Genomic DNA, 14,846 nt, shown 5'->3' with positions numbered 1-14,846 from the left:
GGCGGTCTAGAGGGGATCATGTCCGACACGCCCGCACCCCGCCCCACCCTTCGTCTCAAGCCCGGCGCCGATGCGCGGCGTTTGCGGCACGGCTTCCCCTGGATCTATCGCGACGACGTCGTGGCCGACCGGCGCACGCGGTCGGTCCCCGCCGGCACGATCGCCGTCGTGACCGATGCCGAGAGGCAGCCGCTCGGCCTGGCGGCGATCAACATGGACTCGCGCATCGCGGCCCGCCTTCTCGACCGCGATCCGGAGGCGGCCATCGACGTGGCCTGGATCGCGGCCCGGCTGTGCGCCGCGGCCGAGCACCGCGACCGCCTCCACGACGCGCCGTTCTACCGCCTTGTCCACGCCGAGGCCGACGGTCTGCCCGGCGTGATCGTGGACCGGTTCGGCGACGCGGCCGTCCTGCAACCGAACGCGGCCTGGGCCGAGGCGCATCTGGACGACTTCGTCGCGGGCCTCGGCACGCTCGGCATCGAACACGTCCTGCTGAACGCGACGGGACGGGCGCGCGCGACGGAGGGGCTCGACGGCGAAAGCCGGTGGCTTGCCGGCGGCATCGACGCGCCCGTCCCGGTCGTCATGAACGGCGCGACCTATCTCGCGGACCTTGCCGGCGGCCAGAAGACCGGACTGTTCTACGACCAGCGTCCGAACCACGCCTTCGTCGCCGGCCTGGCGAAGGGCGCGCGGGTGCTCGACGTGTTCGCGCATGTCGGCGGCTTCGGTCTGGCTGCGCTCGCCCACGGCGCGGCCTCGGCGCTCGCGGTGGACGGCTCGGCCCCGGCGCTGGAGCTCGCGGCGGAGGGCGCCGTCCGAACGGGCCGCGCCGCGGATTTCGGCACGCGCCGGGGCGACGCGTTCGAGGTCATGGCGGCGCTGGCGGAGGAGGGGGCCGCCTTCGAGGTCGTGGTCGTCGATCCGCCCGCCTTCGCCCCGGCCAAGCCCGCGCTGACGGCCGGCCTGCGCGCCTATGAGCGCGTCGCGCGCCTCGCGGCGCCGCTGGTCGCGCCGGGCGGCTACCTGACGCTGTGTTCCTGCAGTCACGCGGCGGAGCTGTCGAAGTTCCACGCCGCCTCGATCCGCGGGATCGGCCGCGCGGGCCGGTCGTCGCAACTGGTGCGGACCGGCTTCGCGGGGCCGGATCACCCGGTCCATCCCCAGCTTGCCGAGAGCGGCTACCTGAAGGCGCTGACCTTCCGCCTCCTGCCGTGAAGGCGTTCCTGGACGCCTGCGTCCTTTACCCGACGGTGCTGCGCGAGATCCTGCTGGGCTGCGCCCGCGCCGGCCTTTACCGGCCGCTCTGGTCGCCGCGCGTGCTGGAGGAATGGGCGCGGGCCGCGCGCAAGATCGAGGGCGGTGAGGTCGTCGCCCGGGGCGAGATCGCGCTCCTGCGTGCGGGTTTCCCCGATGCGGAGGTCCGTCCGGGGCAGGGGACGGAGGCGCGGATGTACCTGCCGGACGCGAACGACGTCCATGTCCTCGCCGCCGCGTCGGATGCCGGCGCGGACGTGCTGGTGACGCTCAACCTCCGGGACTTTCCGATCCGCGACGTGGCGGAGGAGGGCATCCGCCTGCGCGCGCCGGACGTCTTCCTCCTCGAGCTGCGGCAGGCGGCGCCGGACCGCGTGGCGGCCGAGGTCGAGGCCGTGCGCGCCGTCGCCGAACGCCTGTCCGGCAGTGCGACGCCGCTCCGTCCGCTTCTCAAACGCGCGCGCCTGCCGCGGCTCGCCAAGGCGCTCAGCGCGGAACGAGACGGGTGATCCCCACCGCGCCCGCCCGTGCGAGGTCGGGATCGAGCGTCATGGGAATGTATTCCCCGCGCCGCCAGAGCTCGCCCAGATCGTCGTAATGCGGCGAAAGCGGATGGCCCGACTGGCCGGTCGAGGTGACGAACACGCTGCTTTCGGGATCGGCGAAGTCGTAGACGCCGCGATAGGTCGCCGCGTGGACGTTGAGGAACGGCTCCGGCAGGACGCCCGCGACGCTTCCGCGTCGAAGCGTGTTGTCGCCGCCGGAGGTGGATTGCCGGATATTGACGATCATGCCGAGCCCGGGCACGCCGCCCAAGGCCGGGTGGTCGTGGCGCGCCTCGTGCGCGTCGCCCCAGCGCCAGCTCTCCACGCCCCCGCCGTATTCCTCCTCGAGGGATTGCAGCGCGTCGTCGAGCGCCAGCCGCGCGATCCCGGTGCAGGTCTCCGTTTCCCGCGAGCGGATCACGTCGCACCAGACGGCGGCGCCGTCCGTGTCGCGGAACACGCGCTCGAGGAAGAGCGGCTCCATTCGGGTGTATTCGTCCGCGAGCGGGCCCAGCTCGTCGCGGATCAGCCGGTCCTGCAGCGCGCGCATCCAGGCCGTGTAGATCAGCGGTTCGGGCAGATGCTCCGACATCTCGCCGTTCCACGCGGCCAGAAGCTCCAGCGCGACCTCGCGCCGCCGCTCCGGCGTGCCGGGGGAGGCGGCCCCCCCGGTGAACCACAGGTCGCGCCCGATCAGCGGCAGCAGCGCGCGGGCGGTGCCGGAGACGATGTCGAGCTGCGCCTCGATCATGCTTTCGCGCGTATGGACGTCGCGTTGCCGCATCAGGCGCTGCATCCGCTGCACCCGCTGGGTGTCGCCCCAGACAAAGGTGAGGTGGTCGGGAAAGGGCGCGTCGGTCGTCTTGTTGTTGGTGTTGCCCAGCATGCCGCCCTCGGGGTCCTTCCAGACCGGGTTGTCCTCCGCCGGCTTCAGGCCGCGCCAGCGGTTCGCCTCGATCCAGCCGGGGGCGGGGATGCGGCCCTGGCTCTGGTGATCGGGGTCGCGGTCGGGCTGGCGGCCCATCAGCGTCATCGCGACCCGCGCCCCGTCGGTCAGCGTCAGGTTCTGCGCCGGCGCGACGAAGTGGCGGGCGGCGGCGATGCCGTCCTCGAGCGTGCGTGCGCGCATGAGTTCGAGCCCGGTGCGCATCGACGTGTCCTCGGTCGAGAGCGCGGTCCAGTTCAGCGCGGCGACATGCCCGGGCGGGGTGACGGTGCCGAGGTCGAACTGCCGCCCCGTCAGCACCGGGCCGTTCTCCGTCCGCCGGAGGGTGAGCGTCACCGGATCGGCGTCCTTGATGCGCAGGATGCTCCGCGCGGTCTCGAACCCGGCCCAGCCGTCGGGCGTGCGGTAGCGGGACGGGTCATCGGGGTCGAGTTCCTCGATCACCACGTCCTGGTCGTCGAGATAGCTTGAGGTCAGCCCCCAGGCCAGATTCGGGGTCCGGCCCAGGAGGACGATGGGGACGCCCGGGATCGTGGCGCCGATCGCGCCCCCGGTCTCCAGCTCGAGCCGGGCAAGGTACCACAGCGTCGGCGCCTGCAATCCCAGGTGGGGATCGTTCGCGAGCAAGGCCCCGCCCGCCGCCGCGCGGTCCGGCGCGACGGCGAAGGCGTTCGACGCGCCCGCGAAATCGGGATGCGGCACGGGCCACAGGAACGGGTCGGGTTCGGCCGCGGCGAATCGCGTGGGCGCGAGCGCGGGGAACAGCTCGGCAAGCTCGACCGTGCCGTTGCCGGGAACGTCGGGATGCAGGTCGCGCAGCCGCTCCTCCGGCAGGACGAGCGAGGCGCGGGCGCGACGCACCTCGAACCCGATATGGCCCGACAGCTGCAACGCCATCAGCTTCACGAGCGCGATGCTGTCGGCGGGCTGCCACGGCGCGATCTCGGGCGGGAACAGGAAGAATTCCGGCGCCCCCCGTCCGGACGCATCCTCGTTGATGACGTCGATCCGCGCGTTCACCCCGGCGGCGTAGCTGCGCAGCATCATGCGCGTTTCGGCGTCCTGCGCGTCGACGCTCCGGATCGCGGCGTCGTAGAGCCCCACCCGCCGCATGAGCTCGTCGGTCCTGAGCGTGCGCGTGCCGAAGATCTCCGAAAGCTTGCCCTGCGCCGTGCGCCGCATCAGCGTCATCTGCCACAGCCGGTCCTGCGCATGCGCGTAGCCCAGCCCGAAGAACACGTCCGCGTCGCTCGCGCCGAAGACATGCGGCACGTCGTGGGTGTTGCGCACGATCTCGACGGGCGCCGAAAGGCCGGCGACCCGCTCTGTCGCGTCGTATTCGGGCAGGGATCGCGAGGCGAGCCAGAACGCGCCCGCCACCAGCAGCCCCGCGAGGAGCAACAGGCCGGAGACGATCCGGAACGTCCAGCGGAACACGCGCTCCATGCGACCTCCTGTTGACCCCCTTGGTCGCGGGGGGTCTAACCAGCGGGAACGGCGGATGCAAAGGGAGGTCGGGATGGCACGGATCGCGTTTCTGGGAATGGGTGTGATGGGCGCGCCGATGGCGGGGCACCTCGCATCCGCCGGCCACGAGGTCCGGGTCTACAACCGCACGGCCGCCAAGGCGGAAGCCTGGACGGAGACGCATGGCGGCAGCCACGCACCGACCCCGCGCAGGGCGGCGGAGGGGTGCGGGATCGTGATGGCCTGCGTGGGCAACGACGACGACCTGCGCGGCATCTGCCTGGGCGAGGACGGGGCCTTCGCGGGCATGGGCGAGGGCACGCTCTTCGTCGATCACACCACCGTCTCCGCCGGCGTCACGCGCGAACTGGCGAAGACGGCCGGGGACGGGGGCATCGCCTATGTCGACGCGCCGGTTTCCGGCGGCCAGGCCGGGGCGGAGAACGGCCAGCTCGTCATCATGTGCGGCGGGGCACAGGCCGATTACGACCGGGCCGAGCCGGTGATGGACGCCTATGCCAAGCTCTCGCGCCGGATGGGCGAGGTCGGCGCCGGTCAGCTCACCAAGATGGTCAACCAGATCTGCATCGCCGGCCTGATGCAGGGCCTGAGCGAGGGGATGCGCTTCGCGCAGATGGCCGGCCTCGATGGCGAGGCGGTGGTGGACGTCATCCAGGGCGGCGCGGCCGGTTCCTGGCAGATGGTGAACCGGCACAGGACGATGCTTCAGGGCGAGTACGATCACGGCTTCGCGGTGAACTGGATGCGCAAGGATCTGGGCATCTGCCTCGCCGAGGCCGAGGCGATGGGCGCCCCCCTCCCTGCCACCGCGCTGATCGACCAGTTCTACAAGGACGTGCAGGCCATGGGTGGCGGCCGCTGGGACACCTCGGCGCTGATGGCGCGGCTGGAGAAGCTTTCGAAGGGCTGAGCCGCAATCGGCCCGAACCGGAACGGGGCGCCCGGCTGGACGCCTTTCTGGGAGGTTTCGACGGTCGCGGCACGGCCGGGGCCGCAATCGCCGTCGGGAGGTTCCTCGGCGTCGCGCCCGAAGCGGGCGGTCGCGGCTGTGCTTCCTGCTCCACGAAGTCAGGCCTCAGCAGGCGTGATGACGAGAAACCGGAAGATCGTGCAAAACCTTGCGTCGCCCGGTTCCGATCGGGTCGTGCTTCAGCAACGGGCGGGCAGGGCGCATGGGGAGACCCGCCGCGTACGCGGTCACCTCGTTCGCCCCGAGCGTCAGGGACAGTTTGCAGAGCGTGAAGGGGGTGAGCAGCATCGTCTCCGCCGCGCATCCGTTCGCGATGATGATCTCGTGCCGATCGAACAGCAGGTTGACGAAATCGGCACGATCCCGGGCCGCCATGCGCCGCACGCCGCGCCGTCCAAGCAGCTTGACCGCGGGGACCAGCACTTCGCCGCCCCCCCGGTCCCGGACCAGAATCCGGTGCTGCGGCGACACCACCAGATCCCGCGCCGGTTGCCCGGGCGCGATGGCGCTCACCCGGATCAGGATCGGCTTGGCCTTGTCTTCGCGCTGTCCGAAGCGCAATCGCTGATACGGCACCGCGCGCACGGGCTGCGCCCCGTGGTCGCGTGTCGATACCAGATCCCCGGGCGCCAGCGACTCGACCGGGCGGGGCCCTGTGGGCGTGTCGATCATCGTGCCGCGATGAAAGCAGATCGGCCCGGCATCGAAGGTGAAATGCTGCGCCCCGAGATCATTGGACGAGACACCCCGCAAGCGGAGGACGGCGCCGTTGTCTAAGGTGATCAACGTGTCGCCACCCGCGTCCGACATCCGATCGCGCACGTCCTGAAACCCACGCAACTCGCCTACTTCGAACGCAATCGTGTCCAGATACTTATTAAAGTCTTCGATCAGATCGCTACCGCCCCCATCGCGATAGATGTATGTGTTATAGCCGGAGCCGCCCCGGAGTGTGTCATCGCCGGCCCCCCCGGTAATGGTGTCATCGCCCGATCCGCCGCTGATGGTGTCATTGCCCGCGCCGCCGCCGATTTTGTCGTGACCTGATCCACCATCCAGCGAATCGTTGTCTGCTCCCCCGGTAATGACATCATGCCCCGACCCGGCATAAATCGTGTCGCGTCCATCGCCCCCGTGGATCTTGTGATGGCCGCTGCCACTGTAGATCGTATCGTTGCCGTTGGTCCCGTTGATATCAGCCATGCCCGCCACTTCATCCAGCCGTGTCCGGCAGATGCTATGAGCGGCATTTTTTGCCGAACCATGAACAACGGTGGTGGCCGTCGACTCACATCCTCTTCAAAATAATCACGATAAGTCGGAAAGTCCGCTTCAACCCGCGAAGGCGACATACCGGACGATGCCGCCCTTGCAGGTTTCCGCGAGGGTATTCTTCCGTGAAGCGCCACGACGTCCCGGGCGCCCTCATATCCGCTCGACACGTCCGGCGTGGCCCACGCGGCCCGGCTGTGTCCGCCGGGCCGTGCCTCTGACGCTCAGTTCAGCGCTTCGTCCGTGATGTCGTGCGTCCAGGCGCCCTCGGGTTCCTGCGAGATCACCGGATCGGAGCCGCCGGCGAGCAGCGTGTCCACCGTGCGCCGGTAGTCCGCCTCGTCGAGCGCGCCCTCCGTGCCTTCGGTCAGCTTGGCGATCTCCTGCATCATCGCGATCTGGTGTTGCTCGGTCTGGGCGCCGGTCTCGTCGTTGTCGAGCACGATCATCGCGGCCTCCTCCGGGTTCTCCCCGGCCCAGTTCCAGCCCTGCATCGAGGCGCGCACGAAGCGGACCATCCTGTCGCGGAAGGCCGGATCCTCGAGGTTCTCCTCCAGCACGTAGAGCCCGTCCTCGAGCGTGGCGACACCCTGATCCTCGTACTTGAAGGTCACGAGCTCGTCCTCGGACACGCCGGCCTCGAGCACCTGGTTGTACTCGTTGTAGGTCATGGTGGAGATGCAGTCCGCCTGCCGCTGCAGCAGCGGGTCGACGTTGAAGCCCTGCTTCAGCACCGTGATCCCGTCCTCGCCGCCCCCGGTCGGGATGCCCGCCTGGCTCATCCAGCTCAGGAACGGATATTCGTTGCCCTGGAACCAGACGCCGATCGTGCGGCCGCGGAAATCCTCCGGTCCCGCGATCCCGGTATCCTTCCAGCAGGTCAGCATCAGGCCCGAGCTGTTGAACGGCTGCGCGATGTTGACGATCGGCAGGCCCTTCTCGCGCGCCGAAAGCGCGGAGGGCAGCCAGTCCACCATCACGTCCGCGCCGCCGCCGGCAAGCACCTGGGAGGGCGCGATGTCGGGGCCGCCGGGCAGGATGGTCACGTCGAGGCCCTCGTCGGCGTAGAAGCCCTCTTCCTGCGCGACGTAGTAGCCGGCGAACTGCGCCTGCGTGACCCATTTGAGCTGCAGCGTGACGGAGTCCTCCTGCGCGGCCGCCGCGCCTGCGAACCCTCCGGCCAGCACGGCCGCTGCGAACATCGTTCTCATGATCGTATCCCTGTCGGTTTGAGTCCGGCCCGCTTCCGGGGCCGCTTCGGGAAGCATGGCACCGCGGGAATCGTTGCGCCAGCCCGTCGCTGCGTCCGGCGGGCGGTCGCGGGCTTTTCGGCCCGTGTCCGGATGCGCGTCCCACACCTGTGCCACAGCCGTAACACAGCCGTAACACGCGGGTGACACGCCGCCTCAGTGCCGTTGCGAGGGGTGCCAGAAGGTCAGCCGGCGCTCGAGCAGCGCGACCCCTCCGTAGCTGAGGCTCCCGGCGAGGGCCGCGACGACGATCGTGGCCCAGACCATCGGCAGGTTCAGCCGCCCGACCTCGGTCGAGATGCGGAACCCCATGCCCTGCGTGGGCGAGCCGAAGAACTCCGCCACGATGGCGCCGATCAGGGCGAGCGTCGTGGCGATCTTCAAGCCGTTGAAAACGAAAGGCAACGCGGAGGGAATGCGCAGGTAGCGCAGCTCCTGCCGGGGGGCCGCGCCGTAGGTCCGCATGAGGTCGCGCTGCATCGCGCCCGTGTCGGCAAGCCCCGCCACCGTGTTCACGAGCACCGGAAAGAACACCATCACCACCACGACCGCCGCCTTCGATTCCCACCCGAATCCGAACCACATCACGAGGATCGGCGCGGTCCCGACGATGGGCAGGGCGGCCACGAAGTTGCCGACCGGCAGCAGACCGCGGCGCAGGAAATCCGACCGCGCCACCAGCAGCGCTGCGAGAACGCCCGCCGCGCAACCGATCAACCAGCCGGTGAGCGCGCCCTTCAGGACCGTCTGCACGAAGTCGGCCCAAAGGACGGGCGGGTTGGCCGCAATCGCCCCGGCGATCTGGCTCGGCGCGGGCAGGATGACGGTGGGGATGTCGAACAGGCGGACGACGCCCTCCCACAGGACGAGGAGCGTGAGGCCGAATAGCGCCGGCGCGAGCCATGCGCCCGTCCGCATCCGCGCGATCCGCGCGTTCGCGCCCCAGAGCGCCGCCCAGACGAGGAGGAGCGCGACCGCCTTCACGGCGCGAGCCCCATCCGGCGCAACGTCAGCCGCTCGATCCCCGCGATCAGCGCCACCAGCGCCGCCGCGACGATGGCGGCGGCGAAGAGCGCCGACCAGATCTGGATCGTCTGCCCGTAATAGCTCCCTGCCAGCAGCCGCGCGCCGAGACCGCGGACGGCGCCGGTGGGCAGCTCGCCGATGATCGCGCCGACCAGCGCGGCGGCCACGGCGATCTTGAGCGAGGCGAAGAGGTAGGGCAGCGAGGTCGGCAGGCGGAGCGAGACGAGCGTGCGCAAGGTCGAGGCGTTCCACGTCCGCATCAGGTCGAGGTCGGAGGCGGCCGGCGCGCGCAGGCCCTTCACCATTCCCACGAGGACCGGAAAGAAGGACAGGTAGGCCGAGATGATCGCCTTCGGCAGCAATCCCTGAAGGCCCACCGAGTTCAGCACCACGATGATCATCGGCGCGATGGCGAGGATCGGGATGGTCTGGGAGGCGATGGCCCAGGGCATGACCGACAGGTCCATGACCCGGCTGTGGACGATGCCCACGGCGAGGAGGATGCCCGCGAGGCTGCCGATGGCGAAGCCGAGCAACGTGGGGCCGAGGGTGATGCCCGCGTGGAAAACGAGGCTGCGCTTCGACGTGATCATCAGACCGACCGTGCTGTCGACGAGTTCGACCACGACTTGATGCGGGGCCGGCAGGCGCGGCCGCTCCTGCGCGAAGGCGCCCGCGGCGGCGACGCTCGGGTTGGCAAGGGCGAGCGCAAGCCCGCCCATGTCGCGCCGTTCGGCGGCGGTCGCGGGGACGACGGCGATTTCCGCCCGTTCCGCCTCGAGCAGGCTCCCCTGCGCGTTCATCGGGATGCAGGCCGCGTACCAGAGCGCGACGAGGCCCGCGACCACCACCAGCACGGGCCAGAGCCCCGCGCCGAGCCGGCGCAGCGCGACGCGGCCGGACCGTCCGACGCCGGCGCCGGGTGCGGACAGGGGCGCGTCGGTCACGTGCCGCGCTCGAACAGGATGTCGGGCAGACCTTCCTCGTTGTCGCCCTCGGTCCGCCGAATCTCGCGGAAGCCCTCGCGGCGATAGAATCGCTGCGCGCCCGCGTTGGCCTGGAACGTCCAGAGCCGCTGCGCCCCCTCCCGCACCGCTTCGAGGAGGGTCGGGCCGATCCCTCGTCCGCGCGCCTCCGGGGCAAGGTAGAGCGCGCTCACCGTCTCGCCGTCTGCGGCGACCGCGACGAAGCCCTCGATCCGGCTGTCGTGCTCGGCGACGAAGACACGCTGCTCCGGCAGGACGCTCTCTCGGTAATGGCGCGCCACGTCGTCGGGCGGGTGGACGCGCGGCATCCACGGCGTTGCGTCGATCCAGTCGTTCCGGATTGCCGCGCAAGCCGGCGCGTCCTCGGATCGGGCGGGCCGGATCATGCCGCCGCCATGCCCTCGCGCAGACCCTCCCGTACGCGGTGGGCGACGGCGAGGAACTCGGGCGTGTCGCGGATGTCGAGCGGGCGCTCGCGGGGCAGGGGGCTTTCGATGACGTCGGTGATGCGACCCGGGCGCGGAGACATGACGACGATGCGGGTCGAAAGGTAGACCGCCTCGGGGATCGAATGGGTCACGAAGAGAATGGTCTTGTTGGTGCGCGTCCAGAGCGACAGCAGTTCCTCGTTCAGCCGGTCGCGCACGATTTCGTCCAAGGCGCCGAAGGGTTCGTCCATCAGGAGGATCGGCGCGTCGAAGGCCAGCGCCCGGGCGATGGAGGCGCGCTGCTGCATGCCACCCGAAAGCTGCCAGGGATATTTGCCGGCGAACTGGTCGAGCTCCACGAGCTTCAGCACGCGCTCCATCCGCTCCCGGCGCTCGGTCTTGGGGTAGCCCATGATCTCGAGCGGCAGCGTCACGTTCCGCCCGATGGTCCGCCACGGGTAGAGCCCCGCCGCCTGGAACACGTAGCCGTAGGCGCGAGCCTGCCGGGCCGCATCGGGGGACATGCCGTTGACGGTGAGGCTGCCGCCCGTCGGCTGCTCGAGGGCCGCGACGCAGCGCAGGAACGTCGTCTTGCCACAGCCAGACGGACCGATGAAGGAGACGAACTCGCCCTCGGCGATGTCGAGACTGATGTCGGAGAGCGCGTGGACCGCGCCGTCGCCGGTCTGGAAGGTGAGGTCGAGAGAGCGGGCGGAGATGACGGTCATTCCGCGATCTCCCACAACCTCGGTTCCGCGAACTCGACGCTATTGCCTGCCGGGTCCCGCACGTAGACCGACCGCGCCCCGTTCGGCCAGGCGAAGTCCGCTTCGATCCCGAACCCCGCATCCTCCAGCCGTTCGCGCCAGGCATCGAGCATCGCGCCGTCCGCGGTGAAACAGATATGTCCCTGTCCCTGGGCGCCGTGGGGCGGAACCGGCAGTGGCCCGTCGGTTGTCTGAGCTTGGGTAATCTCCGGACGAAAGGCGAGGACGATCGTGTTGCCGGCCCTGAAGAAGACATGGGCGCCATCCCGACGCAGGACGACCGGAAGGCCGAGAACGCCGTTATAGAACCGCTCGGCTGCATTCAGATCGTCGACATAGATAGCGGCTTCGAGAAGGCCCGAAAGAGAAGGTGCCGCATGGTCCTCCATGCGGGGTCAAACTCCCGCCGGAATATTCCGCGGATCGCGCTCGATCTTGCGCGGCGTGTTCAGCGACTTCCACTTCGACAGCGCCGTATGCGCGCTCGCGAAGGCGGGCCGGCGCACGAACTTGCCGCGACCCGGTCGCGGCTGCGAGTTCTGGCCGTGCGCCCAGATGACCTCGCCGCGCGAGAGCGTGTAGCGGGGGGCGGCGCGCAGCTCCATGCCTTCGAACACGTTGTAGTCGATGATCGACTTCTGGTTGGCGACCGAAACCGTGCGGTGGATCGACGGGTCCCAGACCACGATGTCGGCCTCCCCGCCCACATTGATCCCCCCCTTTGTCGGATAGATGTTCAGGATCTTGGCGATGTTGGTGGAGGTGACGGCGACGAACTCCTCCGGCGTCAGGCGCCCGGTTTCGACCCCGCGCGTCCAGAGCATCCCCATCCGCTCCTCGAGCCCGCCGGTGCCGTTCGGAATCTTCGTGAAGTCGTCGCGCCCCATCCGCTTCTGCTCGTCGGAGAAGGCGGCGTGGTCGGTCGCCACGACCTGCAGCGAGCCGGCGGCGAGCCCGGCCCAGAGCCCGTCCTGATGCACCTTCGAGCGGAAGGGCGGGGACATGACGCGGCGGGCGGCGTATTGCCAGTCGTGGTTGAAATACTCGCTCTCGTCGAGCGTCAGGTGCTGGATCAGCGGCTCGCCGTAGACGCGCATCCCCTTCTGGCGCGCGCGCCGGATCGCCTCGTGCGCCTGCTCGCAGGAGACGTGGACGATGTAGAGCGGCGTGCCGGCGGCGTCGGCGATCATGATGGCGCGGTTCGCCGCCTCGCCCTCGACCTCGGGGGGCCGGGAATAGGCGTGGGCCTCGGGGCCGGTATTGCCCTCGGCCAGGAACTTCTGCTGCAGCGCCGCCACGACGTCGCCGTTCTCGGCATGGACGAGCGGCAGGGCGCCCAGTTCGGCGCAGCGCTGGAAGGAGGCGAACATCTCGTCGTCCTCCACCATCAGCGCGCCCTTGTAGGCCATGAAGTGCTTGAAGCTGTTGATTCCCCGTTCCTTCACGACCGTCTCCATCTCGTCGAAGATGGTCTCGTTCCAGCCGACGATGGCCATGTGGTAGGAGATGTCGGTGCAGATCTGGTCGCGGGACTTCCGGTCCCATTCGTCGATGGCGGGCAGCAGGCGCTTGTCCTCGCCCGGCAGGCAGAAGTCCACGAGCATCGTGGTTCCGCCCGCGGCCGCCGCGAATGTGCCCGACTCGAAGGTCTCGGTCGCGGTGGTGCCCATGAAGGGCATCTCCAGATGGGTGTGCGGGTCGATGCCGCCGGGGATGACGTAGGCATCCGTTGCGTCGATGGTCTCGTCGCCCGAAAGGTTCTCGCCCACGGCCGCGATGCGTTCTCCCTCGATCAGGACGTCCGCCTTCCACTGGCGGTCGGCGGTGACGACGGTGCCGTTCTTGATGACCTTCGACATGTAACCCTCTCGAATATCAGATGCAGTATTGCGTGCCGCGCGGGTTCAGGACCGGATAGACCCGGCCCTGGAAGACATAGCCGTAGCAATTGTCAGCCACCCGCACGTCCCGGTCCACCACGCCGCGCGGCAGGAGCTGGCGCACGGCGAAGGGCACGGGCGCCTCGGTTATCGCGTAGTCCTGCGGGTCTGGGACCGGTCCGCTAGGCGAGGGGGCGCAGGCGGCGAGCGCGACCAGCGACAGCACCGCGACGAGGCGCGGATTCACGATACGACCTCCGCCGTCTCCAGAACCGCGTGCAGCAGCACGTCGGCGCCGGCGCGGGCCCAGTCCTTGGTGATTTCCTCGGCCTCGTTGTGGCTCAATCCGTCGACGCAGGGACACATGATCATCGCCGTGGGCGCGACGCGGTTGATCCAGCAGGCGTCGTGGCCGGCGCCGGAAATGATGTTCATGTGGGAGTGGCCCAGACGCTCGGCCGCGCTCCGCACGGCGGCGACGCAGCCCTCGTCGAAGGCGACCGGATCGAAGCCGCCGACCTTTTCGAGCGCGATCTCCATGCCCGTCTCGGCGGCGATGCGCTCCGCCGCCGCGGCGAGCTTCGCCTCCATGTCCTCGATCACGGCGAGGTCCGGAGAGCGGAAGTCGACGGTGAAGACCGCACGGCCGGGGATCACGTTGCGCGAGTTCGGATGGACCTCGATATGGCCCGCCGCGCCGACCGCATGGGGCGCGTGCGACAGGGCGATCTCCTCCACCTCGATCAGGAGCCGCGCCATCGCAAGCCCCGCGTTCTTTCGCATCGGCATGGGAGTGGAGCCGGTATGGCTGTCCTTGCCGGTCACCGTCACCTGCGTCCAGGACAGGCCCTGCCCGTGGGTGACCACGCCGATCTCCTTGCCTTCGACCTCCAGGATCGGGCCCTGCTCGATATGCAGCTCGAAGTAGGCGCGCATCCGGTCGCGGCGGGCACCGACCTCTTCCTCGCCACGCCAGCCGATGCGGTCGAGCTCCTCTCCGAACCGCGCGCCGTTGACGTCGGTCCTGGCCTCGACCCAGTCCTGCGTATGGATGCCCGCGAAGACCCCGGACGCGAGCATCGCGGGTGCGAAGCGGGTGCCTTCCTCATTCGTCCAGTTCGTGACGACGATGGGATGCTTGGTGCGGATGCCGAGGTCGTTCAGCGTGCGCACGAGTTCAAGCCCGCCCAGAACGCCCAGAACGCCGTCGTACTTGCCGCCCGTGGGCTGCGTGTCGAGGTGGGAGCCGACATAGACCGGATCGGCCGCAGGATCCTCGCCCGCGCGGGTGGCGAACATGTTGCCGAGCTTGTCCACCCCGGTTTCGAGCCCGGCCGCGTCGCACCAGGACTTGAAGAGCGCGCGCCCCTCGGCATCCGCGTCGGTCAGGGTCTGCCGGTTGCTACCACCAGCCACGCCGGGCCCGATCTCGGCCATCTCCATCAGGCTGTCCCAGAGACGGTCGGGGTCGATCCGGAGGTTCTGTCCTGCGGCTGTCATCGGGGCTCCTGCGGTTCGGTATATAAGTCGACGAAACGCTACCACGGGGTCGAAGGAGGTCAATGGCGCGTGTCGGGTCGCGGCACATTCCGTCCGGGCAGTCCTCGTCGATGTCCGCAGATCGACCGATACCGGCGGTCCGGGGTTCGTTCTCGACCCAAAGCGGTCCGCCCGACGAAAGGCGCATCACGCCGAGCGCCTGGAGCCCGCCCGGTACGGCGGCAACCGCGACCGTCGCCGGCACGATCCCCATCATCCGGCTGATGACGCTCGCCCCGGTCGTTCCGACGAGCTTCGTCAGCCGCGTTCCCACGAGCAGGACGACGAGCGTGATCAACAGCACCGCGAGGAGCAGCGTCGCCGTGACGATCTGGTCGGGGACGGAGTTGCGATGGGTGTCGGTCAGCACCATGATCGCTAGCATCGCGCCGGGCGACGCAATCGACGGCACGGCCAGCGGAAAGACCGTCTCTCCGTGTGTCGCGGCCCGTCTCCTCGATCCCGCGGGAGGGTTTCGACTCGCCGAAG

The 14,846-nt window shown here is 69.5% G+C and carries 15 protein-coding genes; 3 read left to right on the top strand and 12 right to left on the bottom strand.

What is annotated here, in order from left to right:
• Positions 1-18: 18 nt before the first annotated feature.
• Together Q1B08_RS00320 and Q1B08_RS00315 are read left to right on the top strand one after the other, a co-directional pair.
• Complete coding sequence (locus tag Q1B08_RS00320; RefSeq protein ID WP_299812950.1) at positions 19-1,221, top strand: RSP_2647 family RNA methyltransferase; 1,203 nt, start codon at positions 19-21, stop codon at positions 1,219-1,221.
• Positions 1,218-1,769, top strand: coding sequence for an RSP_2648 family PIN domain-containing protein (locus Q1B08_RS00315; RefSeq protein ID WP_299812947.1), 552 nt, complete (start codon positions 1,218-1,220; stop codon positions 1,767-1,769). The genes Q1B08_RS00320 and Q1B08_RS00315 overlap by 4 nt, the downstream gene beginning before the upstream one ends.
• Here Q1B08_RS00315 and Q1B08_RS00310 read toward each other — a convergent pair.
• Positions 1,747-4,197 (bottom strand): penicillin acylase family protein, encoded by a 2,451-nt coding sequence (locus Q1B08_RS00310; protein WP_299812944.1) that lies wholly within the window; start codon positions 4,195-4,197, stop codon positions 1,747-1,749. The two genes, Q1B08_RS00315 and Q1B08_RS00310, sit on opposite strands and share 23 nt — an antisense overlap.
• A 73-nt stretch (positions 4,198-4,270) precedes the next feature.
• On the opposite strand from Q1B08_RS00310, the gene Q1B08_RS00305 reads away from it, so the two are divergent.
• Positions 4,271-5,149, top strand: coding sequence for an NAD(P)-dependent oxidoreductase (locus Q1B08_RS00305; protein ID WP_299812941.1), 879 nt, complete (start codon positions 4,271-4,273; stop codon positions 5,147-5,149).
• Between the two features lie 165 nt (positions 5,150-5,314).
• Here the strand turns inward: Q1B08_RS00305 and Q1B08_RS00300 are convergent, their stop codons facing one another.
• The 11 genes from Q1B08_RS00300 to Q1B08_RS21955 form a co-directional block, all read right to left on the bottom strand.
• The gene (locus tag Q1B08_RS00300; protein WP_299812937.1) at positions 5,315-6,412 is read right to left on the bottom strand and encodes a Hint domain-containing protein; all 1,098 of its coding nucleotides are present in this window, start codon (positions 6,410-6,412) and stop codon (positions 5,315-5,317) included.
• Between the two features lie 293 nt (positions 6,413-6,705).
• The gene (locus Q1B08_RS00295) at positions 6,706-7,692 is read right to left on the bottom strand and encodes an ABC transporter substrate-binding protein (RefSeq protein ID WP_299812934.1); all 987 of its coding nucleotides are present in this window, start codon (positions 7,690-7,692) and stop codon (positions 6,706-6,708) included.
• A gap of 195 nt (positions 7,693-7,887) precedes the next feature.
• Positions 7,888-8,649, bottom strand: coding sequence for an ABC transporter permease (locus Q1B08_RS00290; protein WP_299814835.1), 762 nt, complete (start codon positions 8,647-8,649; stop codon positions 7,888-7,890).
• A 62-nt stretch (positions 8,650-8,711) separates the two neighbouring features.
• Complete coding sequence (locus Q1B08_RS00285; protein WP_299814832.1) at positions 8,712-9,644, bottom strand: ABC transporter permease subunit; 933 nt, start codon at positions 9,642-9,644, stop codon at positions 8,712-8,714.
• 56 nt (positions 9,645-9,700) lie between these two features.
• Positions 9,701-10,129, bottom strand: a complete 429-nt coding sequence (locus Q1B08_RS00280; protein WP_299812931.1) for a GNAT family N-acetyltransferase — start codon at positions 10,127-10,129, stop codon at positions 9,701-9,703.
• Entirely contained in the window at positions 10,126-10,899 is a 774-nt protein-coding gene (locus Q1B08_RS00275; RefSeq protein ID WP_299812928.1) for an ABC transporter ATP-binding protein, read from the bottom strand. Before Q1B08_RS00275 ends, Q1B08_RS00280 begins: the two co-directional genes overlap by 4 nt.
• A complete protein-coding gene (locus Q1B08_RS00270; RefSeq protein WP_299812925.1) occupies positions 10,896-11,327 on the bottom strand; it encodes a VOC family protein in 432 nt (143 codons plus the stop codon). The genes Q1B08_RS00275 and Q1B08_RS00270 overlap by 4 nt, the downstream gene beginning before the upstream one ends.
• A 6-nt stretch (positions 11,328-11,333) precedes the next feature.
• Positions 11,334-12,797, bottom strand: coding sequence for a dihydropyrimidinase (hydA, locus tag Q1B08_RS00265; RefSeq protein WP_299812922.1), 1,464 nt, complete (start codon positions 12,795-12,797; stop codon positions 11,334-11,336).
• A gap of 16 nt (positions 12,798-12,813) precedes the next feature.
• Complete coding sequence (locus Q1B08_RS00260) at positions 12,814-13,065, bottom strand: hypothetical protein (protein WP_299812919.1); 252 nt, start codon at positions 13,063-13,065, stop codon at positions 12,814-12,816.
• Positions 13,062-14,318 (bottom strand): Zn-dependent hydrolase, encoded by a 1,257-nt coding sequence (locus tag Q1B08_RS00255; RefSeq protein WP_299812916.1) that lies wholly within the window; start codon positions 14,316-14,318, stop codon positions 13,062-13,064. Before Q1B08_RS00255 ends, Q1B08_RS00260 begins: the two co-directional genes overlap by 4 nt.
• On the bottom strand, positions 14,221-14,730 hold the full coding sequence (locus tag Q1B08_RS21955; RefSeq protein WP_366139954.1) for a MarC family protein: 510 nt from the start codon (positions 14,728-14,730) through the stop codon (positions 14,221-14,223). The genes Q1B08_RS00255 and Q1B08_RS21955 overlap by 98 nt, the downstream gene beginning before the upstream one ends.
• Positions 14,731-14,846: the final 116 nt, after the last annotated feature.

Source organism: uncultured Jannaschia sp., from assembly GCF_947494025.1.
GTDB lineage: Bacteria > Pseudomonadota > Alphaproteobacteria > Rhodobacterales > Rhodobacteraceae > Jannaschia.
The sequence above is the reverse complement of the archived record's forward strand: the minus strand, read 5'-3'. Positions and strand labels throughout refer to the sequence as shown.

Excerpts from the sequence above, each read along its gene's own strand:
- Q1B08_RS00320 (WP_299812950.1), top strand. The coding sequence starts at position 19 with ATGTCCGACACGCCCGCACCCCGCCCCACCCTTCGTCTCAAGCCCGGC.
- Q1B08_RS00310 (WP_299812944.1), bottom strand. The coding sequence starts at position 4,197 with ATGGAGCGCGTGTTCCGCTGGACGTTCCGGATCGTCTCCGGCCTGTTG.
- Q1B08_RS00305 (WP_299812941.1), top strand. The coding sequence starts at position 4,271 with ATGGCACGGATCGCGTTTCTGGGAATGGGTGTGATGGGCGCGCCGATG.
- Q1B08_RS00300 (WP_299812937.1), bottom strand. The coding sequence starts at position 6,412 with ATGGCTGATATCAACGGGACCAACGGCAACGATACGATCTACAGTGGC.
- Q1B08_RS00295 (WP_299812934.1), bottom strand. The coding sequence starts at position 7,692 with ATGAGAACGATGTTCGCAGCGGCCGTGCTGGCCGGAGGGTTCGCAGGC.
- Q1B08_RS00290 (WP_299814835.1), bottom strand. The coding sequence starts at position 8,649 with ATGCGGACGGGCGCATGGCTCGCGCCGGCGCTATTCGGCCTCACGCTC.
- Q1B08_RS00280 (WP_299812931.1), bottom strand. The coding sequence starts at position 10,129 with ATGATCCGGCCCGCCCGATCCGAGGACGCGCCGGCTTGCGCGGCAATC.
- Q1B08_RS00275 (WP_299812928.1), bottom strand. The coding sequence starts at position 10,899 with ATGACCGTCATCTCCGCCCGCTCTCTCGACCTCACCTTCCAGACCGGC.
- Q1B08_RS00270 (WP_299812925.1), bottom strand. The coding sequence starts at position 11,327 with ATGGAGGACCATGCGGCACCTTCTCTTTCGGGCCTTCTCGAAGCCGCT.
- hydA (WP_299812922.1), bottom strand. The coding sequence starts at position 12,797 with ATGTCGAAGGTCATCAAGAACGGCACCGTCGTCACCGCCGACCGCCAG.
- Q1B08_RS00255 (WP_299812916.1), bottom strand. The coding sequence starts at position 14,318 with ATGACAGCCGCAGGACAGAACCTCCGGATCGACCCCGACCGTCTCTGG.
- Q1B08_RS21955 (WP_366139954.1), bottom strand. The coding sequence starts at position 14,730 with ATGGTGCTGACCGACACCCATCGCAACTCCGTCCCCGACCAGATCGTC.